Here is a 24761-nt window from a genome sequence, read left to right as displayed (position 1 = left end):
GCGCGCGGTTGGGCCGAGCATAATGCAGCCGTGGCTGACGTGCCGGACACAAGGGGGACGGGCAACATGCGGATACGTCGATGCGCGGTCCTGCTGCTGGAGCCGCGCGAGGAAATGCGCTTCGCGCTGGAGGACCTGCTGGCCGGCGGCAACGGGCTGCTTCGCACGCTGCGCTGGCTTGCGCTGGCCGGGCACCTGGATGCGCCGGTGGAGGTCGATGCCGCCGAACGCGAGCTGCTCGGCCGGGCCAGTCCTTCGGATTGGCTGGAGCCCGGCGTGCTGCCCGACGATCTGGCCGCCGCCGTGCCGCGCCTGGTCGCGGAAGGCCTGATGCTGGAAGAGGCTCCAGCCGATCCGACCCTGTCGGATGCCGATGCCCGGCTGCGCGAGTTGTGCTGGTGGACGCCGTCGGCGGTGGCGCATCGCCACGGGCGCTGGCAGGGCGTGGACGGGGCCGGCGAAAGCGAGCGTGCCGGACTGCTGACGGTCGAGGGCCTGGAGTCGCGTTTCGGCCCTCCGCCGCCGCACGTGGCGGCCACCCGGACCGGGGCGGCACGGCAGCCGTTGCCGCGCACGCCGGATGCCGACTTCGACCGCCTGCTGGTCCGGCGCACGACCTGCCGCAACTTCGATACCGCGCGGCCGCTGGACCACGCACGTTTCGCCACGATGCTGGAGCGGGTGTTCGGCGCCCGTGCCCACGTGGATGCCGGCACGGGCGCCACGTTCCTGAAGAAGGGCAGTCCCTCCGGCGGCGGGCTGCATTCGACCGGTGCCTACCTGCTGGTGCGCAACGTCGAGGACGTGGCGCCCGGCCTGTACCACTACCACCCGGTGGAGCACGCGCTGGAGCCGCTGCCCACGCCGGCGGCGCCGCTCGACGAACTGGCGCTGCTCGCGCTGTCGGGCCAGCACTGGTTCGCCGATGCGCCGGTGCTGGTGGCGCTGGTGCCGCGGTTCGCCCGCAGCTACTGGAAGTACCGCCACCATCCCAAGGCCTACCGCGCGCTGGTGCTGGACGCCGGCCACCTGTCGCAGACCCTGTACCTGTCGGCCACCGAGCTGGGGCTGGGCGCGTTCGTGACCTCGGCGATCAACGAGATCGACATCGAGCAGGCGTTCGGGCTGGACCCACTGGAGGAGAGTCCGCTGGCGGTATGTGGTTTCGGCTGGCGTGCCGGACGGATGGAAACCGCCGAATTCGATCCGGCCGGAGAGGTGTGGGAGGTGGCCGGGCCGCGGGCGGGCTGAGTTCCGCCGCCGCCGGTTCAGCCCGCCAGGGCCTCGCTCCTGCGGTCCATGCGCCGGTAGCCGATCGCCTCGGCCAGGTGGGCGGTCGCGATATGCGTGCTGGCGTCCAGGTCGGCGATGGTGCGGGCCACCCGCAGGATCCGGTGCATCGAGCGTGCCGAAAGCTGCAGTTGCTCGACCGCGCGCTCAAGCAGCTGCTGGTCGCCCGGCGACAGCGCGCAGGCGGCGTGGGTCCCGCCTGCCTCCAGCAGTCCGTTGGGGCGGCCACCGCGCTCGAGCTGGCGTTCCCGGGCACGGCAGACCCGCGCCCGGATGGCCGCGCTGGCTTCGCCCGGTGGCGCGTCGGCGCGCAGCTCCGACGGGGGTAGGCGCGACACGTCCACGTGCAGGTCGATGCGGTCGAGCAGCGGGCCGGAGATGCGCGCGCGGTAGCGCGCCACCTGGTCGGGACTGCAGCTGCAGCGGCCCGAGGGATCGCCTGCCAGCCCGCAGGGGCAGGGATTCATCGCCGCCACCAGCTGGAAGCGGGCCGGGAACTCGGTACTGCGCGCCGCGCGCGACACGGTGACCCGGCCGGCCTCGAGCGGCTCACGCAGGACCTCCAGGGCGTGCCGGCCCCATTCGGGCAATTCGTCCAGGAACAGCACGCCGTTGTGCGCCAGCGAGATCTCGCCGGGCCGTGGCTCGCCGCCGCCGCCGGCCAGCGCGACCGCGCTGGCGGTATGGTGCGGCGCGCGGTAGGGCCGTTGGCGCCAGCGTGCCGGGTCGAGACCGCGGCCGCTGGCGCGGCCGGCCAGGGATTGCACCGCGGCGGTCTCCAGCGCCTCGGCCTCGCTGGCCGGCGGCAGCAGGCCGGGCAGGCGCGAGGCGAGCAGGGTCTTGCCGCAACCGGGAGGGCCGACGAGCAACAGGTGGTGCGCCCCGGCGGCGGCCACCTCCAGGGCGCGCCGGGCATGCAGTTGCCCGCGCACGTCACGCATGTCCGGACCGTCGGCCGGCGCCCCTGTCTGCGGCGCCTGCGCCGGTTGCAGGCGCCTGCGCCCGGCCAGGCCGGCGCACACCTCCGACAGCGTGCGCGCCACGCTGACCCCTGCAGTGCCGGCCAGCGCCGCCTCGGCACCGTTTCCGGCCGGCACCACCAGCCGCCGCCCGGACGCCGCACTGGCCAACGCCACCGGCAGCACGCCATCGATTTCGCGCAGCTGCCCTGTCAGTGCGAGCTCACCGACGAACTCGCACTCCTCCAGCGCCTGCAGCGGTATCTGCCCGCTCGCGGCGAGGATGCCGAGCGCGATCGGCAGGTCGAAACGCCCGCCACCCTTGGGCAGGTCGGCCGGGGCCAGGTTGACGGTGATCCGCCGTGCCGGGAACTCCAGCTGTGCGCACTGGATCGCCGCGCGCACCCGGTCCTTGGCTTCGCGGACCGCCGCCTGCGGCAATCCGACGATCGACATCGACGGCAGCCCGCCGGCCAGGTGGACCTCCACGCGCACTTCCGGTGCGCGCACGCCCACCCGCGCACGGCTGTGCACGAGTGCCAGGTTCATGGAGGTGGATCAGTGGCGCGGGATATCGCTGCCCGCCACGGCGCCGGGGGGCGGCGTGGCGCCGGACTGGCGCGCCTCCAGTTCGGCCACCTGGCGCTCCAGCAACTCGAGCTTGTCGCGGGTGCGGGCCAGCACCGCGCGCTGCACCTCGAATTCCTCCCGCGTCACCAGGTCCAGCTTCGACAGGCCGGACTGCAGCACCGCCTTGAAGTTCTGCTGCATTTCCTCGCGGCCCTCGCGCAGGCCGGGCGGGACCAGCGCGGACAGGCGCCGGGCGAGGTCGTCGATGTGGGCAAGGTCGATCATCTGGGGCTCCTCCGGTGTGGGGCACAGCCTCGCCCGCGCGGTGGCCCCGCGCCATCGGCGGGTGCCCTGCCGGCGGGTCGGGATTGTCCGACTCCGGTGGCGCCACTTTAGCGCAGCGCGACGGGGCTGGCGTATCCTCGCCCGGTCGCAGGACAGCGCCGGAGACAGCCGATGAAGATGGTCATGGCGGTGATCAAGCCGTTCAAGCTCGACGACGTACGCGAAGCGCTGGCCGAGGCGGGGGTGACCGGCATCACCGCGACCGAGGTCAAGGGCTTCGGCCGCCAGAAGGGCCATACCGAGCTCTACCGCGGCGCCGAGTACGTGGTCGACTTCCTGCCCAAGATCAAGCTCGAGGTCGCGGTCACCGACGACCAGCTCGACACCGTGGTCGAGGCGGTCATGAAGGCCGCCGGCACCGGCAAGATCGGCGACGGCAAGGTGTTCGTCTGGGACCTGGAGCGGGTGGTGCGCATCCGCACCGGCGAGTTGGATGCCGACGCGCTCTGAGCCGCCGGCCGCGGACGACGCCGCGCTGCGGCTGGAGCCGCAGGTCCGCGCCTTCATCGTCCTGCTGGCCCTGCTGCAGGGCCTGGCGCTGTGGCTGGTGCACCTGGGCGGCGAGCAGGGCTGGCCGCTGCTCGACACCCTGGGGCCGCGGGTGTGCTGGTACACCCTGGTGCTGTCGGTGCCGACCGCGATGGCGCTGTCGGTGCGACGGCTGGACGAGGCGCGTTTCTGGCAGCACGCCGCGCTCATCGCCGTGGTCTACCTGGCGTTGTCGGCCTGGGCGGCACACGCGGCCACCGGGGCGCCGGGGCTGGAGCCGAACCGCATCCTGACCCCGTTCGCGGCGGGCATGGCGGCCGCGCTGTTCGTCGCCGGCCCGTTCCTGCAATGCCGGCAGGAACACGGCCGCTGGTGCGCGCCGTACCCGGAGCTGTTCGCCCATGCCTGGCAGAACGCGCTGACGCTGGTGGTGGCTGCGGTATTCACCGGGCTGTGCTGGGCGGTGCTGGGCCTGTGGGGCGGGCTGTTCAAGCTGATCGGGGTCGGGTTCTTCGCCGACCTGTTCACCTCCCGCCCGTTCGTCTACCTGGGTACCGGGGTGATCGTCGGTCTGGGCGTGCTGGTCGGGCGCAGCCAGTCGAAGCCGGTACGCGTGCTGCGGCGCCTGCTGTTCGCGATCTTCACCGGGTTGTTTCCGCTGCTGGCGGCGATCGCGCTGCTGTTCGTCGCGACCCTGCCGTTCACCGGCCTGGCGCCGTTGTGGGGGACCCGCTCGGCGGCCACGGTGCTGATGTCGCTGGTGCTGGCGATGGTGGTGTTCGCCAATGCCGTGTACCAGGACGGCGACGAGCCGCCACCGTACCCGCGTGCCCTGCGCCTGCTGGCCCTGGCGGGGCTGGTGGTACTGCCGGTGTTCGCGGTGCTGGCGCTGGTGGCACTCGGCCTGCGCATCAGCCAGTACGGCTGGAGCGTGGACCGGCTGTGGGGCGTGCTGGCCGCCTGCGTGCTTTGCGTGCATGCCTTCGGCTACGCCTGGGCGGCGCTGTCGCGGCGCGGGCCGTGGCTGGCCCGGCTGGAACCGGTGAACGTCACTGCGGCGCTGCTGGGCGTGGCACTGGTGCTGCTGGCCAACTCGCCGGTGCTGGATCCGCAACGGATCGCCGCGCACAGCCAGGTGCAGCGCCTGCTGGACGGCAGGACCGATGCCGGGGCCTTCGACGTCGACTACCTGCGCTTCCTGTCCGGACGCGCGGGTTACCGGGCCCTCTCCGAGCTGAAGGACGCACCGCGGGTGCAGGCCGATGCGGCGCTGCTGGAGCGGATCGACCGCGCGCTGCAGCGCCAGTACCGCTACCTGCCCTGGGGCCGCGAGGCCGGCGCCACGATCGACGATGTCGCGCAGGCGCGTGACCTGGTGAGGACTTCGGGCGCGGTGCCCGAAGACTGGTGGCCGGCACTGCTTGGCGATGCGGGACTGGATTCGATCGCCTGCCTGCAGCCGGGCAGTGATTGCATCGCCATCGCCCGCGACCTGGATGGCGACGGTGCCATCGACATGCTGCTGTGCAACCTGGGCGCCGGCTGGGCCGCCGGGCACTGCCGGTTGCACGCGCGGCAGGACGGCAGCTGGGTCGATGTCGCCGCGCTGGTGGTCGCCCCGGGCGAGGAGGGCGAGGTGCAGGCGGCCCTGCGCCGCGGCGAGGTCGGGGTGCTGCCGCGCCGCTGGCCGGACCTGGAGGTCGGCGGACAGCGCGTCCCGGTGGACGCGCCGTCGCCCTGAGGTCCGGCTTCAGCCGTCCAGTGCCTCGCGCACGAACGGCGGGAGCACCGCGGCGGCGCGGTGGATACCGGCACTGTAGTACCGGGTATCGAACGCCTTGGCATGCGCGTCGGCCTCGCGGAACCCGAAGTCCGCACCGGCCTGCTTGCGCGCCAGCGTGCAGCTCCACCAGCCGGTCGGGTAGCACGGCTGCGGGAAGGACAGGGTCTGGAACGCGCCGAACCCGGCCTTGCCCATTTCCGCGCGCATCTCCCGGATCAGTTCCAGCAGCGCCAACGGCGACTCGGACTGCTGGACCAGGATCCCGTCCTCGCGCAGGGCGCGGAAGCAGGATTCATAGAAGGCCCGGTTGAACAGGCCCTCGGCCGGGCCGACCGGGTCGGTGGAATCGACGATCACGATGTCCAGGCTGCCCGGCGCGCAGTTCCTCATGTAGGCGATGCCGTCGTCGAACAGCAGCTGCGCGCGCGGGTCATCGTTGGACTCGCACAGCTCGGGGAAGTGCTTCTCCGACATCCGGGTAACCTGCTCGTCGATGTCGCACTGCACCGCGGTGCGCACGCCGGGATGCCTGAGCACCTCGCGCAGCGTGCCGCAGTCGCCGCCGCCGATGATCACCACGTCCTTCGGGTCGGCGTGGGTGAACAGCGCCGGGTGCGACATCATTTCGTGGTACAGGAAGTTGTCGCGGCTGGTGAGCATCACCGCGCCGTCGATCAGCATCAGGTTGCCCCAGTCGGTCGTCTCGAAAATTTCGATGCGCTGGAACGGCGAGCGGACCTCGTCGAGCTTGCGGGTGATCCGGTAGCCGATGGCCGAACCGGTCGGCTCGAAGTTCTCGTAGTGCCACTGGGTGTCAGCGTTCATGCGATGTCCGTGGTCGGGGCCGCGCGGGGCACGGCTGTAAGGGCCGCGGATTGTAGCCAAGCCGGACGGTGAACCCCGTGACCGGCACTGACGGGACACACCCGGACCGCCGGCTAGAATGCGCATCCCCACGCACTGCCCCCGGTGAGACGAATGACCGACTGGTCGACCCAGCTGGCCCGCCAGACCTATTCCGTTCCCTACTGGTCGGAGGGCTACTACGATGTCGACGACAGCGGCCGGGTGCGGGTGCATCCGCGCGGCGCCGACGGCCCTTCGGTGGCGCTGGCCGAGGTGGTCGACCGGGCCCGCGGCAGCGGCGCCAAGCTGCCGCTGCTGGTGCGCTTCCCGGACATCCTCGGTGATCGCCTGCGCCGGCTGCAGGGCGCCTTCGCCCGGGCCATGGACGAACTGGACTACGCCGGCGGCTACACCGCGGTCTATCCGATCAAGGTCAACCAGCACGCTGGCGTGGCCGGGATGCTGGCCGCGCACGGCCACGATGCGGTGGCCGGAGCGCCGGCCACGCCCGCCGCCACCGCCTTTGGCCTGGAGGCCGGCAGCAAGCCCGAGCTGATGGCGGTGCTGGCGCTGAGCCGGCCCGGCGGGCTGATCGTCTGCAACGGCTACAAGGACCGCGAGTACATCCGCCTGGCGCTGATCGGCCGCAAGCTGGGGCTGGAGACGTTCATCGTCATCGAGAAGCCGTCGGAGCTGCCACTGGTGCTGGAGGAGGCGCGCGCGCTGGGCGTGGAGCCGTTGCTGGGCGTGCGCATGCGCCTGGCCACGCTGGGCGCGGGCAAGTGGCAGAACAGCGGCGGCGACAAGGCCAAGTTCGGCCTGTCCCCGCGCCAGCTGCTGGACCTGTGGAAGCGCCTGCGCGACAGCGGGATGACCCACTGCCTGCAGCTGCTGCATTTCCACATGGGCAGCCAGATCTCCAACGTACGCGACATCGCCGGCGGCATGCGCGAGGCGACCCGCTACCTGGTCGAGCTGTCCGGGCTGGGCGCGCAGCTGCGCTACATGGACGTGGGCGGAGGGCTGGGGGTGGACTACGAGGGCACCCGCTCGCGCAGCGAGTGCTCGATCAACTACGGCGTTGACCAGTACGCGCTCAACATCGTCCAGCCGCTGGCCACCGCCTGCGCCGAGCACGGCCTGCCGCCGCCGCGCATCGTCACCGAGTGCGGCCGCGCGATGACCGCCCACCACGCGGTGCTGGTGGCCAACGTCAGCGAGGTCGAACGCGCGCCGGAGGGCCGGGTGCCCGACGTGCACGACGACGAGCCGCAGGTGATCCGCCAGCTGCGCGAGATCCACGCCGAGCTGGGCCAGCGCCCGCCGGTGGAGCTGTTCCACGAGGCGGCGCACTTCCACAGCGAGGGCCTGGCCGCCTACGCCCTTGGGCAGATCGACCTGGTGCACCGGGCGCGGATCGACGACCTGTTCTACCTGGTCGCCCACGGGGTGCGCGCGCGCCTGGACGCCGGCGAGAAGGCCCACCAGCCGGTACTGGAGGAACTCAACCAGCGGCTGGTCGACAAGTACTTCGTCAACTTCAGCGTGTTCGAGTCGATGCCCGACGTGTGGGCGATCGGGCAGGTGTTCCCGATCATGCCGATCGAGCGGCTGGACCAGCGCCCGGACCGCCGGGGGGTGATCAAGGACCTGACCTGCGACTCCGACGGGCGCATCGACACCTATGTCGAGGACGAGGGCCTGGACAGCTCGATGCCGCTGCATGCGCCGGTACCGGGCGAGGCGTACCGGCTGGGCTTCTTCCTGGTCGGTGCCTACCAGGAGATCCTCGGCGACATCCACAACCTGTTCGGCGACACCGATGCGGTCGAGGCACGCATCGACGGGGACGGGGTGAAGATCACCCAGCAGCGCCGCGGCGACACCGCCGACGTGATGCTGGACTACGTCGGCTACAGGCTCGACGACCTGCGCCGCGCCTACCGGGCGAAGGTCGCCTGCGCCGAGCTGTCGCCGGAGGAGGCCGAGCGGCTGGAGGACGCGCTGGAGGCCGGGCTTACCGCCTACACCTACCTGGAGGACCGCCCACCGGTCGGCATGGACGGGGGTGGCGCATGAGCACCGGCTTCATCGGGCTGGGCGCAATGGGCGCTCCGATGGCCCGCCACCTGCACGCCCGCGGGCTGCTGACCGCGGTCGGCAACCGCACCCAGGCCAAGGCCGATGCCCTGGCCGCCGGGCTGGGCGTGCGCGCGGCGCGTTCCGCGGACAACTTCGCCGACTGCGACGTGGTGGCGCTGTGCGTCTCGCTGGATGCCGACGTGCTGGAAAACGTCGCCGCGCTGGCCCGGGTGCTCAGGCGCGGCGCGGTGGTGGTCGACCACTCGACCGTCTCGGTGCAGACCGCGACCCGGGCAGCCGCGCTGCTGGGCGCGGAGGGCATCGGCTTCATCGACGCGCCGGTGTCGGGTGGGGTGGAGGGCGCGCGCAACGGCCGGCTGTCGGTGATGGCCGGGGGCGAGGCCGCGGTGCTGGAGCAGGTGCGCCCGGTGCTGGAGGCCTACGCCGCGCGCATCAGCCACATGGGCGGCACCGGCGCCGGCCAGGCGACCAAGGCGGTCAACCAGGTGCTGGTGGCCGGGATCAACGAGGCGGTGTGCGAGGGACTGGCGCTGGGCGAGAAGCTCGGACTGGACCCGCAGACCCTGTTGCCGACCCTGATGGCCGGTGCGGCCGGCAACTGGTTCCTGGAAAAACGCGGGGCGACCCTGCTGGAAAGCCGCTTCACCCCGGGTTTCAAGAACGCCCACATGCTCAAGGACCTGCGCATCGCCAGCGCCATCGCCGCCTCCGCCGGCCTGCAGCTGCCGACCTTGCAGCAGGCGCTGGCCGACTACGGCGAGCTGGTCGAGCGCCGCCGCGGCGAGGAGGACACCTCCTCGCTCATCGACCTCAAGCGCGCCGGGCCGAAGCCGGTTACTGGACCTTGATCGCCAGCGCGTCGAGCCCGCCGTTGGCCAGCTTCTGCTTGGCCTCGGCGAGATCGCCCGCGGTGCCGTAGGGCCCCATGCGGACGCGGTAGACCGTGCGGTCGTTGATCCGCGCCGACTCCACCCGCGCGGTCAGGCCGAGCAGGGCGATGCGCGCCTTGAGCTCTTCGGCCTGGCCGGAGGCCTCGAACGCACCGGCCTGCAGCAGGTAGCGGCTGCCATCGCCGATCCCGGCGCCGGTGGTCGGGGCCGCGTCCGGTGACTGGGCGGACGCCTGGCTGCCGGCCGGCTGGGCGGGAGCCTGTGCGGGTGCCTGCTCGGCCGGGACCGGCGCGGGCAGTGCCAGCTCGGCGGCGTCCTCATTGCCGGCCGCTGTCGCCTCCTGCTGCTGGCGCGCCAGGCGCTCGGCCTCCTCGCGCTGGGTGGCGGCGAGTTCGGCGTCGGTCATCGGCACCTCGCGCCCGGGCAGCACGGTGTAGAAGTCGTATTGCGAACCGCGCCGCGGCTGCTCGCCGGACGCGTTCCCGCCGCCGGCTGCCGGCCCGTCGGTACGCCGCGCCGCCGGCGCCGGCAATTCGTCCACCGCCACCGGCGCAGGCTGGGCATCGGGATTGGGGGTGGGGCGGAAGAAGCCGTCCCCGCCGGGCTTGAGCAGGCGCGGGACGAAGGCCACCGCCAGCAGGGTCAGCAGGATGCCCAGGATCATCCACGCCCAGCCGGGCAGCCCTCCGCTGCCGCTGTTGCGCCGGGCCTGGGACTTGCCGCGTCGTGCCGCCACTTACATCACCTCGGGGGCGCTGACGCCCAGCAGACCAAGACCGTTTGCCAGCACCTGGCGGGTTGCCGCCGCGAGCACCAGGCGCGCATCGCGGATGTCGGCTTCGTCGACCAGGAACTGGTGATCGTTGTAATACGTCTGGAACGACTGTGCCAACTCCAGCAGGTAGGTGGCCAGCTGGTGCGGCTCCAGGTCGCGCCCGGCGGTGGCCACCACGTCGGGGTAGCGCAGCAGTCCGGTGACCAGCTCGTGGGTCGCCTCGTCGTCGAGCTCGATCGCCTGGGCCAGGCCGTTCGCGCGGTCGAATGCCAGCCCGCGCTCGCGCATCTGGCGCTCCAGCCCGCACATGCGCGCATGCGCGACCTGGACGTAGTAGACCGGGTTGTCCAGCGACTGGCTGCGCGCCAGGTCGATGTCGAAGGTCAGCTGCGAATCGGGCTTGCGCGCGACCAGGAACCAGCGGGTGGCGTCGCGCCCGGCCTCTTCGACCAGGTCGCGCAGGGTCAGGTAGCTGCCGGCGCGCTTGGACAGCTTCACTTCCTCGCCGCCGCGCACCACGGTCACCATCTGGTGCAGCACGTACTCCGGCCAGCCCTGCGGGATGCCGGCGTCCAGCGCCTGCAGGCCGGCACGCACCCGCGCCAGCGAACCGTGGTGGTCGGCGCCCAACTCGGTGATCGCGCGTTCGTAGCCGCGCTCCCACTTGCTCAGGTGGTAGGCCACGTCCGGCACGAAGTAGGTGTAGCTGCCGTCGGACTTGCGCATCACCCGGTCCTTGTCGTCGCCGAACCCGGTGGTGCGCAGCCACAATGCGCCGCCTTCCTCGTAGGTGTGGCCGTTGGCGGTGAGCGTCCTGACGGTCTCCTCGACCTTGCCGTCGGTGTACAGCGAGGACTCCAGGAAGTAGACATCGAAGCCGACCCCGTAGGCGGCCAGGTCCTCGTTCTGCTCCCGGCGCAGCCAGGCGACGGCGAAGCGCCGGATCGCGTCCAGGTCGTCGGCATCGCCCGCCGCGGTCACGGTCTCGCCGTCGAGCTCGACGGCGGCACGCCCGAGGTAGCCGCGGGCGACATCGACGATGTAATCGCCGCGGTAGCCGTCGGCCGGCCAGGACGGGTCATCCGGGCCGAGGCCGCGGGCGCGCGCCTGCACCGACAGGGCCAGGTTGTCGATCTGCGCGCCGGCGTCGTTGTAGTAGTACTCGCGCACCACTTCCCAGCCATTGGCGTCCAGGATCCGGGCGATGCAGTCGCCGATCACCGCCGCGCGGCCGTGGCCCACGTGCAGCGGGCCGGTGGGGTTGGCCGAGACGTATTCCACCCCGGCGCGGCAGCCGCTCCCGGCCTCGTTGCGGCCGTAATCGGCGCCGCGCGCCAGCACCTCGCCGAGTTGGCGCCGCCAGGAGGCCTCGCTGATGCGGAAATTGATGAACCCGGGGCCGGCGACCTCCACCGCGGCGACATCGGCATTGACCGGCAGCGCGTCGACCAGCGCCTGGGCGATCGCCCGCGGGTTGCTGCGCGCCGGCTTGGCCAGCAGCAGCGCGGCGTTGGTCGAAAAGTCGCCCTGGTTGCGGTTCTTCGGCCGCTCGATGACGAAATCGGGCGTTTCCGCATCCGCTGGCAGGGTGCCGGCGGAACGGAGGGCATCGATGGCCCGGCTGACCAGGAGGTGGAGGGAGGCTTTCACGGGTGACCTGCGCGTTGCACGGAACCGCCCATTTTAGCCGCTCCCGGGCGTCCACGGCGGTGAAGGCGTTAGACCCAGCCGCGGGCGGCCAGGGAGACCGGCGGGCCGTCGGCTATCACGAAGTGGTCCAACAGCCGCAGGTCCACCAGCGCCAGGGCTTGCTTGAGCCGGGCGGTGACTGCGCGGTCGGCGGCGCTTGGCTCCCGGTTCCCGCTGGGGTGGTTGTGCCCGACGATCACCGCCGCCGCGTTGTGGGCCAGTGCCCGGCGCACCACCTCGCGCGGGTGCACCTCGGCGCCGTCGATGGTGCCGCGGAACAGCTCCTCGAAGCCGAGCGCCCGGTGACGGTTGTCCAGGAACAGTGCGGCGAACACCTCGTGCGGGCGCCCGCGCAGGCGCTGGGCGAAGTAGCGTCCGGCGGCCTGCGGGTCGCTCAGCGTGGCGCCACGCTCCAGTTGCGCCTCCAGGTGCCGGTGGCCGAGCTCCAGGGCGGCCGCCAGGGTGCAGGCGCGGGCCGGACCCAGCCCGGGAAGCCGGGCGAGCTCGGCCGGCGGCCGGTCCAGCAGGGCACGCAGTGGGCCGTGGGCGGCGAGCAGCTCGCGCGCGGTGGTGACCGCATCGCGCCCCGCCAGGCCGGAACCGAGGAACAGGGCCAGCAGTTCGGCGTCGGAAAGCGCGCCGCTGCCCCGGGCAAGGAGCTTTTCCCGGGGGCGCTCGCCCGCCGGCCAGTCGCGGATGTGCATGGTGGATGCGCGTTGATGGGCAGGTAGACGACTTTCGCCGGTTCCCGGCATCACCGACATCGGGCGGCCTTGGCCGGTCGGGTAAGCTGACGGCCGCCCGCAAGGTCGGAGTTTTGCCCGTGGATGGTTTGCAGGACCGGAAGATCCTGTTGTGCGTGTGCGGCGGCATCGCCGCCTACAAGTCGGCCGCGCTGGTGCGCCGGCTGGGGGATGCCGGTGCCCGCGTGCAGGTCGCCATGACCGATGCCGCCACCCGCTTCGTCACCGCGCAGACCTTCCAGGCACTGTCCGGCCGGCCGGTCCGCACCAGCCTGTGGGACGAGGCCGCCGAAGCCGCCATGGGCCACATCGAGCTCGCCCGCTGGCCCGACCAGGTGCTGGTCGCCCCGGCCACCGCCAATACCCTGGCGAAGCTCGCCCACGGCCTGGCCGACGACCTGGTCAGCACCCTGTGCCTGGCGACCGCGGCGCCGCTGGCGGTGGTGCCGGCGATGAACCGGCTCATGTGGGCGCACCCGGCCACCCAGTCCAACCTCGCGCTGCTGCGCGGCCGTGGCGTGCGGGTGCTTGGCCCGGCTGCTGGTGGCCAGGCATGCGGCGAAGTGGGCGAGGGGCGCATGCTCGAACCCGGGCAGGTGGTCGCCGAACTGGCAGGAGCGGCCGGTTGAGCACTTCGCTTGGCAGCGCGCTGGCCGGCCGCCATGTCCTGGTCACGGCAGGGCCGACCTACGAGGACCTCGACCCCGTGCGTTTCCTCGGCAATCGCAGCAGTGGTCGGATGGGCTTCGCGCTGGCCGCCGCCGCGCGCGCGGCAGGCGCGCGGGTGACCCTTGTCGCCGGACCGGTGGTCCTGCCGACGCCTGCGGGGGTGGAGCGCCATGACGTGCGCTCGGCCGCCCGGATGCACCGGGCGGTGATGGACGCGCTGCCGGCCGACCTCTACATCGGCGCTGCGGCGGTGGCGGATTTCACCCCGGCCACGGTCGCCGGCCACAAGATCAAGAAGCGGCCTGGTGGCGACGGCCTGGTGCTCGAGCTGGTCCGCACCCGCGACATCCTCGCCGACGTCGCCGCCCATCCGCGGCGACCGGCGCTGGTGGTCGGCTTCGCCGCGGAAACCCGCGAGCTGCAGGCCAACGCCCTCGCCAAGTTGCGTGACAAGCGGCTGGACCTGGTCTGCGGCAACCTGGTCGGTGGCGCGGATGGCGGCTTCGAGTCGGCCGACAACACCCTCGAGGTGTACTGGGCCGGGGGCCACCGCCGGCTGGGTCCGGCACCGAAAACCACCGTCGCGACCGAACTGGTCGCACTGCTGGCCGCGCGCCTGGCGGCCATTCCGGGACACGACTGATGCACCATACGCTGGAACTTAAGATCCTCGATCCGCGCTGGGGCAACGACTGGCCGCTGCCGGCCTACGCCACCGATGCCAGCGCGGGCCTGGACCTGCGCGCAGCGCTCGGGCAGCCGCTGGAACTGGCGCCCGGCGCCGCCGAGCTGGTCCCGTCGGGGCTGGCGATCCATATCGGGGACCCGTCGCTGTGTGCGGTGATCCTGCCGCGCTCGGGCCTGGGGCACCGCAACGGGATCGTGCTCGGCAACGGCACCGGGCTGGTCGACGCCGACTACCAGGGGCCGCTGAAGATCAGCGTGTGGAACCGCGGCCACGAGGCTTTTACGATCCAGCCGGGGGACCGGATCGCGCAGCTGGTGTTGTTGCCGGTGGTCCGTGCGAACCTGCGGGTGGTGGACGCGTTCCGGCCGAGCGCCCGCGGCGACGGCGGTTTCGGCCACACCGGTGTGCGCTGAAAGGCAAAAGGGGAGAAGACAGTGAGCAAGACCACCAACGGCATCGGATCCGGCCCGGACCGGCTGCGCCTGCTGCTCGCAGCGCTGGCGGCGTTGCTGGTGCTGCTTGCCGCCTGGTTTGCCTGGAGCGCCTGGCAGCAACACCTCGATGGCGAGCGCCGGAGCGGAGTCACCCGTGCCCGCGACGAGGCGGTGGCAGGGATCAGCGCAGCCCTGGGTGGGCAGCAGCAACGGATGGCCGAACGCGTCGGTTCGGCGCCGGTGCAGCAGGCGGCAGCCGACGGCGACTTCCCGCGCGCCGCCGATCTGCTCGACGACGATTGGACCGGCGTGGTGGACGGCGTGCTGATGCCGGCCGAGCTCGATGCCGCCTACCAGGCGTTGCCGGACGGCGGTTACGGCCGGCTGGGGGCGATGGAAGCCGCGCTGGCGGCCGATGCCCCGGTGGCCTGGGTGGTGCGCGCGGGCGATGCCGAGCGCATGGCGATCGCCGCCCCGGTGCGCGGCGAGCAGGGGCGGCTGCTGGCCGTGGCGCTGGTCCATCTGCCGCTCGAGGTGGTCACCGCTCCGGTGAGCAGCGCCGCCATTCCCGATGGGACCTACCTGGCGCTGCGCCAGGGTGGACACAGCGTGCTCGAACGTGGCGACAACCGCCTGTCCGGCAGCGCCGAAGCGCTGGGCACCCGCGTGCCCGGCAGCGGCCTGCGGGTGTCCGCCGCGGTGCCCTACGTGGCCCCGGCGCCGCTGGGGCTTTCCGCGCCGGGCGCCACACTCGGCGCGCTGGTGCTGCTCGGCCTGGCCTTGCTGGTGCTGCTGGCACCGCGCCTGGTCGCGCGCGTCCGGGCGCATGCTCACGCCACCGATATCGAGGACACGGCAGATTCGCCGACCCTGGCCGAAGCGGCCGCACAACCCGAGGACGACGAGATCGACACCGACACCCCCTCCGCCGGCCCGTCCGATTCCGCCACGCCCGCGCCGGTCGTCCCGGACGTACAGGTCGACCCGGGCATCTTCCGCGCCTACGACATCCGCGGCATCGTCGGACGCACCCTGTCGCCGGAGGTCGCCAGCCTGGTCGGCCAGGCGATCGGTACCGTGATGCAGGAAAAGGGGCTGACCGACATCGTTGTCGGCCGCGACGGGCGGCTGTCGGGCTCCATGCTGTCGGCGGCGCTCATCGAAGGCCTGCGCAAGGCCGGCCGCAACGTGGTCGACATCGGCATGGCACCGACGCCGCTGGTGTACTTCGGCGCCTACCACCTGCGCGCCGGCTCGTGCGTGTCGGTCACCGGCAGCCACAACCCGCCCGACTACAACGGCTTCAAGGTCGTGGTCGGAGGCGACACCCTGTCGGGCGATGCGGTCACCGACCTGTACGCGCGCATCGCCGGCGGGCACCTGTACGAGGCGCCGGCCGAGGGCGGGCTCGAGCAGCGCGACATCGAGGACGATTACGTCCAGCGCGTGGCCACCGACATCCAGCTCGAGCGCCCGCTCAAGGTGGTGGTCGACGCCGGCAACGGCGTCGCCGGCGGGCTGGGTCCCAAGGTGCTGGAGGCGATCGGCGCCGAGGTGGTGCCGCTGTACTGCGACATCGACGGCAGCTTCCCCAACCACCATCCCGACCCGAGCGAGCCGCAGAACCTCGCCGACCTGGTGCAGATGGTCGGCAGGCTGGAAGCCGATCTCGGGGTCGCCTTCGACGGCGACGGCGACCGCCTCGGCGTGGTCACCCGCGACGGCCACAACATCTACCCGGACCGGCTGCTGATGCTGTTCGCCGCCGACGTGCTCGAGCGCAACCCGGGCGCCCAGATCATCTTCGACGTGAAGTGCACCGGGCGCCTGCCGGGCTACGTGCTGCGCCATGGCGGCAGCCCGCTGATGTGGAAGACCGGGCACTCGCTGATCAAGTCGAAGATGCGCGAAACCGGGGCCGAGCTGGCCGGGGAGATGAGCGGCCACTTCTTCTTCCAGGAGCGCTGGTACGGCTTCGACGACGGCATCTACGCCGCCGCCCGCCTGCTGGAGATCCTGGCTGCCCGTGCGGAGAGCGCCGGCGAGGTGCTGGAGGCATTGCCGGAGGGCGTCTCGACGCCGGAGATCAAGGTGCCGGCGCCGGGCGAGGATCCGCACTCCTTCGTCGAACGCTTCGTTGCCGAGGCGGACTTCAGCGGCGCCCGGCTGTCGACCATCGATGGCCTGCGGGTGGACTGGCCCGACGGCTGGGGCCTGGTGCGTGCTTCCAACACCACCCCGGTGCTGGTGCTGCGCTTCGATGCCGACGACCAGGCCGCGCTGGAGCGGATCCAGGACGAGTTCCGCCGGCGGCTGCTGGCGCTCGAGCCGGACCTGCCGCTGGGGTTCTGAGCGCCGTGGCGCGATGGTCCGCCCGGACGCGGGCGGGCGCGGCGCCGGCGGCGTGTCTCAGCGCGTGGTGCCCTGCCTGAGTTCGCGGTAGCGCACCAGGGCCTGCTCCAACTCCTCGGTCAGCAGGCGCCGCTGCACCTGTTGCTGCTCCAGTTGCGCCTGCTGGCGACGCAGGCCGCCGTGCTGTTCCCGGATGCCGCTGGCGAGCGTCGCGGGCACCGGCCGGCCGGCCAGTTCGGCCTCCGCGGCCTGGCGCAGCAGGCCCATCAGGCTGCCGCGGATGCTCTCGATGCCCAGCTCGGAGCTTCGCGCGGCGGCATCGACCAGTTCCAGGCGGGCCCCGAACGCGCGCTCCAGCGCCTGCTCGCTGTCATAGGCGTGCACCATCGCCCGTTCCTGCCGCGCGCGGGCGGCGACCTGGGCCGCGGCCTGGCGCTCCATCTCGGCCAATGCCTCGGCGGCGGCGCGCTCTTCCTCGGTCAGCGCCCGGCCGAGCTTGCGGGTCAGCATGCCACTGGCGCTGAACTCGGTACGCGCGTTGTCCACCGCGTCGACCGGCAGCGCATCGCCGCAGGTCCGCTTGCCGTCTTCTTCCCAGCAGTAGATGGTTTTCGCCGTCTCCCCGCCGCGCTTCTGCGCGCCGGCCGGAGGGGCCACCAGCAGCGCAGCGGTGGCGAGGGCAAGCAGGGGCGGGAACGACTTCAGGGTCATGGCATCAGGCGGTTGTCTGCGGTCCGGTCCGGGCGCGGTCGGACGCGCCCGGGTCGTCCAAAGTACCGACGCAAGAATCACGCCAGTGTTGGCGGTCAGGTGTCGTCCCGACTGCCATACCGGTCACGATACGCCTGCAGCAGTGGCTGGCGGCCAGCCAGCCCGGGGCTGCCGGCCGACAGCGCGAGCAGGTCCCCGAGCGTCGCGACGGCGACCACCGGGATTCCCTCCTCGGCGGTCAGCGCCTGGGCCGCCGAGCGCCGGCTGCGGTCGGGGTCCAGTGCCTCCTGGCGGTCCAGGGCGATCGCCACCGCCGCCACCCCGCCGCCCGCCGCGGCAATCATCGCCAGCGCCTCGCGCACCGCGGTACCGGCGGTGATCACGTCATCGACCACCAGCACCCGCCGTCCCTGCAGCGGCGCGCCGATCAGGTTCCCGCCTTCGCCGTGCGCCTTGGCTTCCTTGCGGTTGAAGGCCACCGGCAGGTCGCGCCCGCGCCTGGCGTACTCGCAGGCCAGCGCCGTCGCCAGCGGGATGCCCTTGTAGGCGGGGCCGAACAGGAGGTCGAACTCGACTCCCGCCGCGTCGATCGCGTCGGCGTAGCAGCCCGCCAGGGCGGCCAGGGCGGACCCGGAATCGAAACGGCCGGCATTGAAGAAGTACGGGCTGGTGCGCCCGGATTTCAGGGTGAATTCGCCGAAGCGCAGGGCGCCGGCATCGATCGCCAGCGTGAGGAAGCGGGAGCGGTGGTCGTCCAAGGCGGTCGCGGGCGTGGGGAAAACCCGGATGATACCGGCGCGCCCCGCGCGCCTGCCCGCGCCCGGCCGGCGGCGCGCTATCCTGCCCCGGCGGCGCCGCCGCATCCCCTCCACCATTCCCGGCAGTGCATGCGCATCATCAGCTTCAACGCCAACGGCGTGCGTTCGGCGGCCCGCAAGGGCTTCTTCGACTGGTTCCGCGGGCAGGACGCCGACATCCTGTGCATGCAGGAAACCAAGGCCCAGGAGCACCAGCTCGCCGCGCCCGAGTTCGTGGTCGACGGCTACCAGGCCTTCTTCCGCGACGCGACCACGAAAAAGGGCTACAGCGGCGTGGCCATCTACACCCGGCGCGAGCCCGACGAGGTCCGCACCGCCCTGGGCTGGGCGCCTTTCGACGAGGAGGGGCGCTACATCGAGGCGCGCTTCGGCAACCTGTCGGTGGTCTCGTTCTACATTCCCTCGGGCTCCTCGGGCGAGCTGCGCCAGGGCTTCAAGTTCGAGGTCATGGACTGGCTGCGCCCGGTGCTGGACCAGTGGCTGGCCAGCGGCCGCGACTACGTGCTGTGCGGGGACTGGAACATCGTGCGCAGCGAGCTGGACATCCGCAACTGGAAGTCCAACCAGAAGAATTCCGGCTGCACGCCGCCCGAGCGCGAGTGGCTCAACCGGCTGTGTGGCGATGGCTGGGTCGATGCCTACCGCGCGCTGGAGCCGGAAGGCCAGGACTACACCTGGTGGAGCAACCGCGGCCAGGCCTACACGAAGGACGTCGGCTGGCGGATCGACTACCAGCTGGTCACCCCGGCGCTGGCGCAGCGCTTGAAGCGCTGGTCGATCCTGCGCGATCCGCGCTTCTCCGACCATGCGCCGTTCACGGTGGACTATGAGTCCTGAGGCCGGCGGTACCGTCGCGCCCGGCTGGCGCGCGGTCCTGGCCAACCTGCGCCAGCGCAAGGTGCTGGCGATGCTGCTGCTGGGCTTCAGCTCCGGCATGCCGATCTACCTGGTCGGCAACACCCTCGGCTTCTGGATGCGCGAAAACGCCATTGAGCTGTCGACCATCGGCTTCCTGTCCTGGGTCGGGCTGGCCTACTCGCTGAAGTTCCTCTGGGCGCCGCTGGTCGACAAGCTCGACGCGCCGCTGCTGGGGCGCTGGCTGGGGCGCCGGCGTGGCTGGATGCTGCTGGCGCAGCTGGTGGTGGCGGCGGCGCTGGTCGGCATGGCGCTGGTACAGCCGCGCGAGGGCGCGCTGCTGCTGGCCGGCGTGCGCGTGGACCAGTTGCTGGTGTTCGGCGCGCTGGCGCTGGTGGTGGCCTTCGCCTCGGCGACCCAGGACATCGTGATCGACGCCTGGCGCATCGAATCGGCAGGCAGCCCCGAACAACAGGGGCTGCTGACCTCGACCTCGACCCTGGGCTACCGCGGGGCGCTGCTGGTCACCGATGCGCTGATCCTGATCATCGCCGCCCAGGTCGGCTGGGTGGCTTCCTACGGGCTGATGGCCGTGCTGATGGGCGTCGGCGTGTTCGCGACCCTGTACGCCCGCGAACCGACGGCCACCGGTTCGGCCACAGCGATCGCCTCGCCGGTTCCGCTGCTGTCGGGGCACGGGATGCTCGATGCGGTGGTCGGGCCATTCGTGGCGTTCTTCCGCCAGCACGGCAGCTGGGCACTGCTGATGCTGCTGGTGATCAGCCTGTACCGGCTGCCCGACTTCCTGATGGGCCCGATGGCCAATCCCTTCTATGCCGACCTGGGGATCGACAAGGAAACCGTCGGCGCGGTGCGCGGCTCGGTCGGGCTGGTCGCCACCGTGGTCGGGGTGGCCGCCGCCGGCCTGACTGCGGTGCGTTTCGGTTTCATGCCGACCCTGCTGGCCGGCGCGGTGCTCGGGCCGGGGTCGAACCTGGCCTTCAGCTACCTGGCCCTGCACGGCGCCGACGAGGGCGTGTTCGCCGCGGCGATGGTGATCGACAATTTCTGCAGCGGCTATGCCGGGGTGGCCCTGGTCGGCTACATGTCCAGCCTGACCAACGTCGGTTACACGGCGACCCAGTACGCGCTGCTCAGCTCGTTCTACGCCTTGCTGGGCAAGCTGCTCAAGGGCCTGTCGGGGGTGGCGGTCGAGCAGCTGGAGGCGAGCGGGCGCGGCCTGCTCGAAGCCTATTCGCTGTTCTTCGCCGGCACCGCCGCGGTGGGGATCCCGGGGGTGCTGCTGTGCATCGTGCTGGCCACCCGCCGGCCCCCGGGTACGCCCCGGGTTGGCGTGGCCGGCGGCCGGGCATATCCTCCGGCGCAGGAGGGTGGACGACCATGAGCTGGAACGTACAGGTGGAGTTGGAGCCGCTGCTGCTTGAGCGCGTGCGCCGGTTTGCCGGCTCCCGTGGCTGGAGCCTGGAGCACGCGCTGGGGCAGCTGGTCGAGCGTGGCCTGCTGGCCGCCGAGGCCGAAGCGATGCCGCGGTTCGACCAGGGCGACGCGGCGGTGCTGCAGGAGGCGATCAATGCCATGGAACAGATCGCCGACGACCCGGGTTTCTCGCTGATCGGCCGTACCCGCACCCCGCGCGAGGAGCCGCAGGGCGGGGCGGCGGCGCGTCAGCTCGCCGCTGGATAGACCACGCCGAGTACCCGCGGGCCGGCTGCTCCGGTGACCGCCGGCAGGTTGCCCGGCAGCCGCGCCAGCGTGCGCCGGGCCAGCCAGGCGAACCCCATTGCCTCGATGTAGTCCGGGTCCAGCCCGTGGCCGGCGGTCGACTCCACCGGTGTCCCGGGCAGCAGCGCCGCCAGGCGCGCCATCAGCACCGGGTTGTGCACTCCGCCGCCGCACACCAGGACCCGCGAGGTGCCGGGCTGTTCGCGCTGCAGCGCCTGCGCCACGGTCAACGCGGTCAGCTCCAGCAGCGTCGCCTGCACGTCGCGCGCCCGTTCCGTGCCCGCGAGCCGGGCATGCACCCAGTCCAGGTGGAACTGCTCGCGTCCGGTGCTGCGCGGGGGCGGCAGCGCGAACCAGGGTTCGGCGAGCAGCCGCTGCAACAGGGTGTCGTCCAGCGTGCCGCCCGCCGCCCACCGGCCGCCGTCGTCGTAGCGGTGGCCGGTGTGGCGCTCGCACCAGGCATCGAGCAGGGCGTTGGCCGGGCCGGTGTCGAAACCACGGACGGCGGTCCCCTCCCCGGCGCCGGGCAGCAGGGTCAGGTTGGCGATCCCGCCCAGGTTGAGGACCGCGCGGTCCTCGCCGGGTGCCGCGAGCAGGGCGGCATGCAGCGCCGGAAGCAGCGGCGCGCCCTGGCCACCGGCGGCGACGTCGCGGCGGCGGAAGTCGGCCACGGTCGCGATGCCGGTGCGTTCGGCGATGATGTTGCCGTCGCCCAGCTGCAGGGTGAAGGGGTGGCGCCCATCGCCGCATGCCCCCGCGGGGCGGTGGCGGATGGTCTGGCCGTGGGAGCCGATCGCGGTGACCGCGGAGGCCGGGACGGCTGCCGCATCGAGCAGTGACAGGGTTGCCGCGGCAAAGGCCTCGGCGACGCGGACATCCAGGGTTCCCAGCGCGTCCAGTCCGGGCTCGGCGCGGGCCTGGCCGATCTCCAGCAACTGCCGGCGGACCCCGTCATCCCAGGCCTTATGGATTCCGTGGACCAGCCGGCACTGGCCGGCCGTGTCGAATTCGACCAACGCCGCGTCGATGCCGTCGGCGCTGGTGCCCGACATCAGCCCGACGAACAATCCAGGAAGAGCAGGCCCGGACGGATCCGGCCCTGAAGGGCCCGGCCCCGGACCGCCATCTGTCATGTCAGGCCTTGGGCGCGCTGTCGGCCGGTGCGGTCGCCGCCATCGCCGCGGCACGGCGCGCGCGGTCATCGGCCTGTTGCAGCCGTGCCAGGGCCGGTGCGGTGGCGGCACGGAACGCGACCAGTGCCGAGCCCTTCAGCGGCTCCGGCGGCGGCAGGGTCACCGCCAGCGGATTCTTGTGCACGCCGTTGACGCGGAACTCGTAGTGCAGGTGGGGGCCGGTCGCCAGGCCGCTGGCGCCGACAAAGCCGATGGTCTGGCCCTGCTTGACCCGCTGGCCGCGCTTGAAGTTGCCGAAACGCGACATGTGCGCGTACAGCGTGGTGTGGCCCTTGCCGTGGTCGAGGATCACCGTGCGCCCGTAGCCGTTCTGCCAGCCCACGAAGGTCACCCGGGCGTCGCCGGCGGCCATGATCGGGGTGCCGGGACGCGCGCCGTAGTCCACGCCCCTGTGTGCCCGGGTCTTGCCCAGCACCGGGTGCTTGCGCGCACTGGTGAAGCCGGAGGTCACCCGTGCGTAGGGGATCGGCATGCGGATGAAGGCCTTCTTCAGCGGGCGTCCCTCGGCGTCGAAGTAGCCCGCTTGGCCATCGTGCTCGAAACGCAGGCCGGTATAGGTCTTGCCGCCGGTGCTGAAGGTGGCGGCCTGGATCTCGCCGCTGCCGATGCGCTCGCCGTCGCGCCACACCTCGTCGTAGACCACGCTGAAGCGGTCGCCCTTCTGCGAGGTGGTGAAGTCGATGTCGTACTGGAAGATCTCGTCGGTCATCGTGGCGATGGAGGCCGGCGACAGCCCCGCCTTGCGGGCGGCGGCATACAGCGAGGTGCCGATCTCGCCGGTGACCACGCGCGAGCGGATCTCGCGCGGCAGCTCGATGGTGCGCTGCTTGACCGCGCCATCGGCCAGGCTCACCTCGACCCGGTTGTCGCGGTCACGCTGGTAGCGGAAGCCGAGCAGTTCGCCTTCGGCGCCGATCTCGAAACCGAGCTCCGCGCCCGGGCGCAGCCGGGTAAGCGCCTGCTCGGCGCCAGGCTGTTCAAGGATGCGGTGCATGGTCGTGGCCGGCACGCCCATCTGCTGGAACAGCTCGCCCAGGGTCTGGCCCTTGCGGACCTCGACGGTCTGCCACAGCTCGGCCGGTGCGGTGTCCTCCCGGGCCGGCATCGGCGGCAGCGGCAGTACCGTCGACTGCAGCGGGACATGCGCGTGGCTGGGCGACAGGTCGCCGAAGCCGGGAACGATGGCCGCCGTCAGCGCTGCCATCGTGGCCAACAGGCTGGCCTGGGCCCACTGCCGGCGCGACCATCGACCGGTGAATCCGTGGGTGTGGCCGTGGGCCGGCACCGGTCGGTGCAGGGCGGCTTCGCGCAATTGCTTCAGGCGTTCGCGCCGGGCGTGACCGGTTCCGGGTGACATCATCAAGGGATCCCCTGGGCCGTCTGTGTGAAGGCGCCGTGTGGAAGGTACGATAGAGGCGCGAGGATTATGCGTCAAACCCTTGACCCCCATGGCTTTTCAGACCCGTGACCCAGGTCTCCGGCTCAGCCGGGATTCAATGACGTGACCGCGAATGTTCAGAGCTCTTAACAGGTAACCCCGTGATCCCCAATTCAGCTTCCACCGTGGCATCCGCGCTCGCCCTCATTGAGCGGGGTGCCGATGAACTGCTCAAGCGTGAAGAGTTGGCCGAGCGCCTGGCGAGCGGACGACCGCTGCGTATCAAGGCCGGCTTCGACCCCACCGCCCCCGACCTGCACCTGGGCCACACCGTGTTGCTCAACAAGCTGCGGGTTTTCCAGGACCTCGGCCACGAAGTGGTGTTCCTGATCGGCGACTTCACCGGGATGATCGGCGACCCCTCCGGCAAGAACGTCACCCGCAAGCCGCTCGACCGCGAGCAGGTGCTGGCCAATGCCAGGACCTACGCCGACCAGGTCTACAAGGTGCTCGACCCGGAGCGCACCGTGGTGCGCTTCAACTCCGAGTGGTTCGGGTCGATGTCGGCGGCCGACATGATCCGCCTGGCCGGCCAGCACACCGTCGCGCGCATGCTCGAGCGCGACGACTTCGCCAAGCGCTACGCCGCGCAGCAGCCGATCGCGATCCATGAGTTCCTCTATCCCCTGGTGCAGGGATACGACTCGGTGGCCCTGCAGGCGGATGTCGAGCTCGGCGGCACCGACCAGAAGTTCAACCTGCTGATGGGCCGCGGCCTGCAGGAGCACCACGGGCAGAAGCCGCAGGTGGTATTGACCATGCCGCTGCTGGAAGGCCTGGACGGCGTGCAGAAGATGAGCAAGTCGCTGGGCAACTACATCGGCATCGACGAACCGGCGATCGACATCGTCACCAAGGCGATGAAGATCGGTGACGCGCTGATGTGGAAGTGGATCGACCTGCTCAGCTTCCAGATCAGCGTGGACGAGGCGGCGGCGGCGCGGCGGGCGATCGGGGCCGGTGAGCTCAACCCGCGTGACCTCAAGCTGCGCCTGGCGCACGAGCTGGCGGCCCGGTTCCACGGCGAAGCGGCTGCCGACGAGGCGGTCGCCGGATGGAATGCCGCCGTGCGTGGAGAGGGCGATACCCGCCTGCTGCCGCTGCAGGAGGTCGCCGTCCCGGGCGAAGGGCTGCGGATTGCCGCGGCGCTGACCGCCGCCGGCCTGACTCCCAGCAATTCGGAGGCGAACCGCAAGTTGCGCGAGCGCGCGGTGCGGATCGACGGGGAGGTGGTCGAGGACGCCCAGCGCGTGTTGCTGCCCGGCTTCCAGGGCCTGTTGCAGGTCGGCAAGCGGACCTTCGCCCGGGTGCTCCTGGTGTCTACCTGAACAGTTCCCCTCGCGTTACCACCTGGGGCTTCCACCGCGTGATGGCCGTG

General features: G+C 71.8%; 21 protein-coding genes and 1 pseudogene. 12 read left to right on the top strand and 10 right to left on the bottom strand.

Going from position 1 to position 24761, the window contains the following annotated elements; genetic code table 11:
• The first annotated feature begins 66 nt into the window (after positions 1-66).
• Positions 67-1251, top strand: coding sequence for a putative peptide maturation dehydrogenase (locus LY625_RS06335; protein ID WP_233738372.1), 1185 nt, complete (start codon positions 67-69; stop codon positions 1249-1251).
• A 17-nt stretch (positions 1252-1268) separates the two neighbouring features.
• Here LY625_RS06335 and LY625_RS06330 read toward each other — a convergent pair whose 3' ends face one another.
• Together LY625_RS06330 and LY625_RS06325 are read right to left on the bottom strand one after the other, a co-directional pair.
• Positions 1269-2798, bottom strand: coding sequence for a YifB family Mg chelatase-like AAA ATPase (locus LY625_RS06330; RefSeq protein WP_233738371.1), 1530 nt, complete (start codon positions 2796-2798; stop codon positions 1269-1271).
• A 9-nt stretch (positions 2799-2807) separates the two neighbouring features.
• Positions 2808-3104 (bottom strand): accessory factor UbiK family protein, encoded by a 297-nt coding sequence (locus LY625_RS06325; RefSeq protein ID WP_233738370.1) that lies wholly within the window; start codon positions 3102-3104, stop codon positions 2808-2810.
• A 171-nt stretch (positions 3105-3275) separates the two neighbouring features.
• Here LY625_RS06325 and LY625_RS06320 point away from each other — a divergent pair, with 171 nt between their 5' ends.
• Together LY625_RS06320 and LY625_RS06315 are read left to right on the top strand one after the other, a co-directional pair.
• Positions 3276-3614 carry a P-II family nitrogen regulator gene (locus LY625_RS06320; RefSeq protein WP_233738369.1) on the top strand — a complete coding sequence of 113 codons (339 nt, stop codon included), beginning with the start codon at positions 3276-3278 and terminating at the stop codon, positions 3612-3614.
• Positions 3598-5394, top strand: a complete 1797-nt coding sequence (locus tag LY625_RS06315; protein ID WP_233738368.1) for a DUF4153 domain-containing protein — start codon at positions 3598-3600, stop codon at positions 5392-5394. Before LY625_RS06320 ends, LY625_RS06315 begins: the two co-directional genes overlap by 17 nt.
• A 9-nt stretch (positions 5395-5403) precedes the next feature.
• Here the strand turns inward: LY625_RS06315 and speE are convergent, their stop codons facing one another.
• Positions 5404-6261, bottom strand: a complete 858-nt coding sequence (speE, locus tag LY625_RS06310; protein WP_233738367.1) for a polyamine aminopropyltransferase — start codon at positions 6259-6261, stop codon at positions 5404-5406.
• Positions 6262-6414: 153 nt separating this feature from the next.
• On the opposite strand from speE, the gene speA reads away from it, so the two are divergent.
• Both speA and LY625_RS06300 read left to right on the top strand, forming a co-directional pair.
• A complete protein-coding gene (speA, locus tag LY625_RS06305) occupies positions 6415-8361 on the top strand; it encodes an arginine decarboxylase (protein WP_233738366.1) in 1947 nt (648 codons plus the stop codon).
• Positions 8358-9233 (top strand): NAD(P)-dependent oxidoreductase, encoded by an 876-nt coding sequence (locus LY625_RS06300; RefSeq protein WP_233738365.1) that lies wholly within the window; start codon positions 8358-8360, stop codon positions 9231-9233. Before speA ends, LY625_RS06300 begins: the two co-directional genes overlap by 4 nt.
• Here LY625_RS06300 and LY625_RS06295 read toward each other — a convergent pair.
• The 3 genes from LY625_RS06295 to radC form a co-directional block, all read right to left on the bottom strand.
• Positions 9220-10011, bottom strand: a complete 792-nt coding sequence (locus LY625_RS06295; protein WP_233738364.1) for an SPOR domain-containing protein — start codon at positions 10009-10011, stop codon at positions 9220-9222. The two genes, LY625_RS06300 and LY625_RS06295, sit on opposite strands and share 14 nt — an antisense overlap.
• Positions 10012-11700 (bottom strand): arginine--tRNA ligase, encoded by a 1689-nt coding sequence (gene argS, locus LY625_RS06290; protein WP_233738363.1) that lies wholly within the window; start codon positions 11698-11700, stop codon positions 10012-10014. It lies immediately after the preceding gene.
• A 68-nt stretch (positions 11701-11768) separates the two neighbouring features.
• Positions 11769-12443 (bottom strand): DNA repair protein RadC, encoded by a 675-nt coding sequence (gene radC / locus LY625_RS06285; protein ID WP_233738362.1) that lies wholly within the window; start codon positions 12441-12443, stop codon positions 11769-11771.
• A 113-nt stretch (positions 12444-12556) separates the two neighbouring features.
• Between radC and coaBC the strand changes: the two are divergent.
• The 3 genes and pseudogenes from coaBC (at position 12557) to LY625_RS06270 (ending at position 16625) form a co-directional block, all read left to right on the top strand.
• Positions 12557-13794, top strand: a pseudogene (gene coaBC, locus LY625_RS06280) (bifunctional phosphopantothenoylcysteine decarboxylase/phosphopantothenate--cysteine ligase CoaBC).
• Complete coding sequence (gene dut, locus LY625_RS06275; RefSeq protein WP_233738361.1) at positions 13794-14252, top strand: dUTP diphosphatase; 459 nt, start codon at positions 13794-13796, stop codon at positions 14250-14252. Before coaBC ends, dut begins: the two are co-directional and overlap by 1 nt.
• A 21-nt stretch (positions 14253-14273) precedes the next feature.
• Positions 14274-16625: a phosphomannomutase/phosphoglucomutase gene (locus tag LY625_RS06270; RefSeq protein WP_343223469.1), complete on the top strand. Its 2352-nt coding sequence runs from the start codon at positions 14274-14276 to the stop codon at positions 16623-16625.
• Positions 16626-16682: 57 nt separating this feature from the next.
• Here the strand turns inward: LY625_RS06270 and LY625_RS06265 are convergent, their stop codons facing one another.
• Together LY625_RS06265 and pyrE are read right to left on the bottom strand one after the other, a co-directional pair.
• On the bottom strand, positions 16683-17336 hold the full coding sequence (locus tag LY625_RS06265; RefSeq protein WP_233738360.1) for a hypothetical protein: 654 nt from the start codon (positions 17334-17336) through the stop codon (positions 16683-16685).
• A gap of 95 nt (positions 17337-17431) precedes the next feature.
• Positions 17432-18094: an orotate phosphoribosyltransferase gene (pyrE, locus tag LY625_RS06260; protein ID WP_233738359.1), complete on the bottom strand. Its 663-nt coding sequence runs from the start codon at positions 18092-18094 to the stop codon at positions 17432-17434.
• A 129-nt stretch (positions 18095-18223) separates the two neighbouring features.
• Here pyrE and LY625_RS06255 point away from each other — a divergent pair, with 129 nt between their 5' ends.
• Genes LY625_RS06255 through LY625_RS06245 form a run of 3 tightly spaced genes read left to right on the top strand, consistent with a single transcriptional unit; the run spans position 18224 to position 20713 of the window.
• On the top strand, positions 18224-18991 hold the full coding sequence (locus LY625_RS06255; protein WP_233738358.1) for an exodeoxyribonuclease III: 768 nt from the start codon (positions 18224-18226) through the stop codon (positions 18989-18991).
• Positions 18981-20414, top strand: a complete 1434-nt coding sequence (locus tag LY625_RS06250) for an MFS transporter (RefSeq protein ID WP_233738357.1) — start codon at positions 18981-18983, stop codon at positions 20412-20414. The genes LY625_RS06255 and LY625_RS06250 overlap by 11 nt, the downstream gene beginning before the upstream one ends.
• Positions 20411-20713: a hypothetical protein gene (locus LY625_RS06245; protein ID WP_233738356.1), complete on the top strand. Its 303-nt coding sequence runs from the start codon at positions 20411-20413 to the stop codon at positions 20711-20713. The genes LY625_RS06250 and LY625_RS06245 overlap by 4 nt, the downstream gene beginning before the upstream one ends.
• Here the strand turns inward: LY625_RS06245 and LY625_RS06240 are convergent.
• Both LY625_RS06240 and LY625_RS06235 read right to left on the bottom strand, forming a co-directional pair.
• Positions 20695-21804 carry an anhydro-N-acetylmuramic acid kinase gene (locus LY625_RS06240; protein WP_233738355.1) on the bottom strand — a complete coding sequence of 370 codons (1110 nt, stop codon included), beginning with the start codon at positions 21802-21804 and terminating at the stop codon, positions 20695-20697. The two genes, LY625_RS06245 and LY625_RS06240, sit on opposite strands and share 19 nt — an antisense overlap.
• Positions 21805-21886: 82 nt before the next feature.
• Positions 21887-23149 (bottom strand): peptidoglycan DD-metalloendopeptidase family protein, encoded by a 1263-nt coding sequence (locus tag LY625_RS06235; RefSeq protein ID WP_233739071.1) that lies wholly within the window; start codon positions 23147-23149, stop codon positions 21887-21889.
• Positions 23150-23487: 338 nt separating this feature from the next.
• On the opposite strand from LY625_RS06235, the gene tyrS reads away from it, so the two are divergent.
• Positions 23488-24711: a tyrosine--tRNA ligase gene (tyrS, locus tag LY625_RS06230; RefSeq protein WP_233739069.1), complete on the top strand. Its 1224-nt coding sequence runs from the start codon at positions 23488-23490 to the stop codon at positions 24709-24711.
• The last annotated feature ends 50 nt before the right edge of the window (positions 24712-24761 follow it).

The sequence above is a fragment of the Lysobacter sp. GX 14042 genome (assembly GCF_021390425.1).
Classification (GTDB): domain Bacteria; phylum Pseudomonadota; class Gammaproteobacteria; order Xanthomonadales; family Xanthomonadaceae; genus Novilysobacter.
This window is presented reverse-complemented; position numbering and strand designations above follow the sequence as displayed.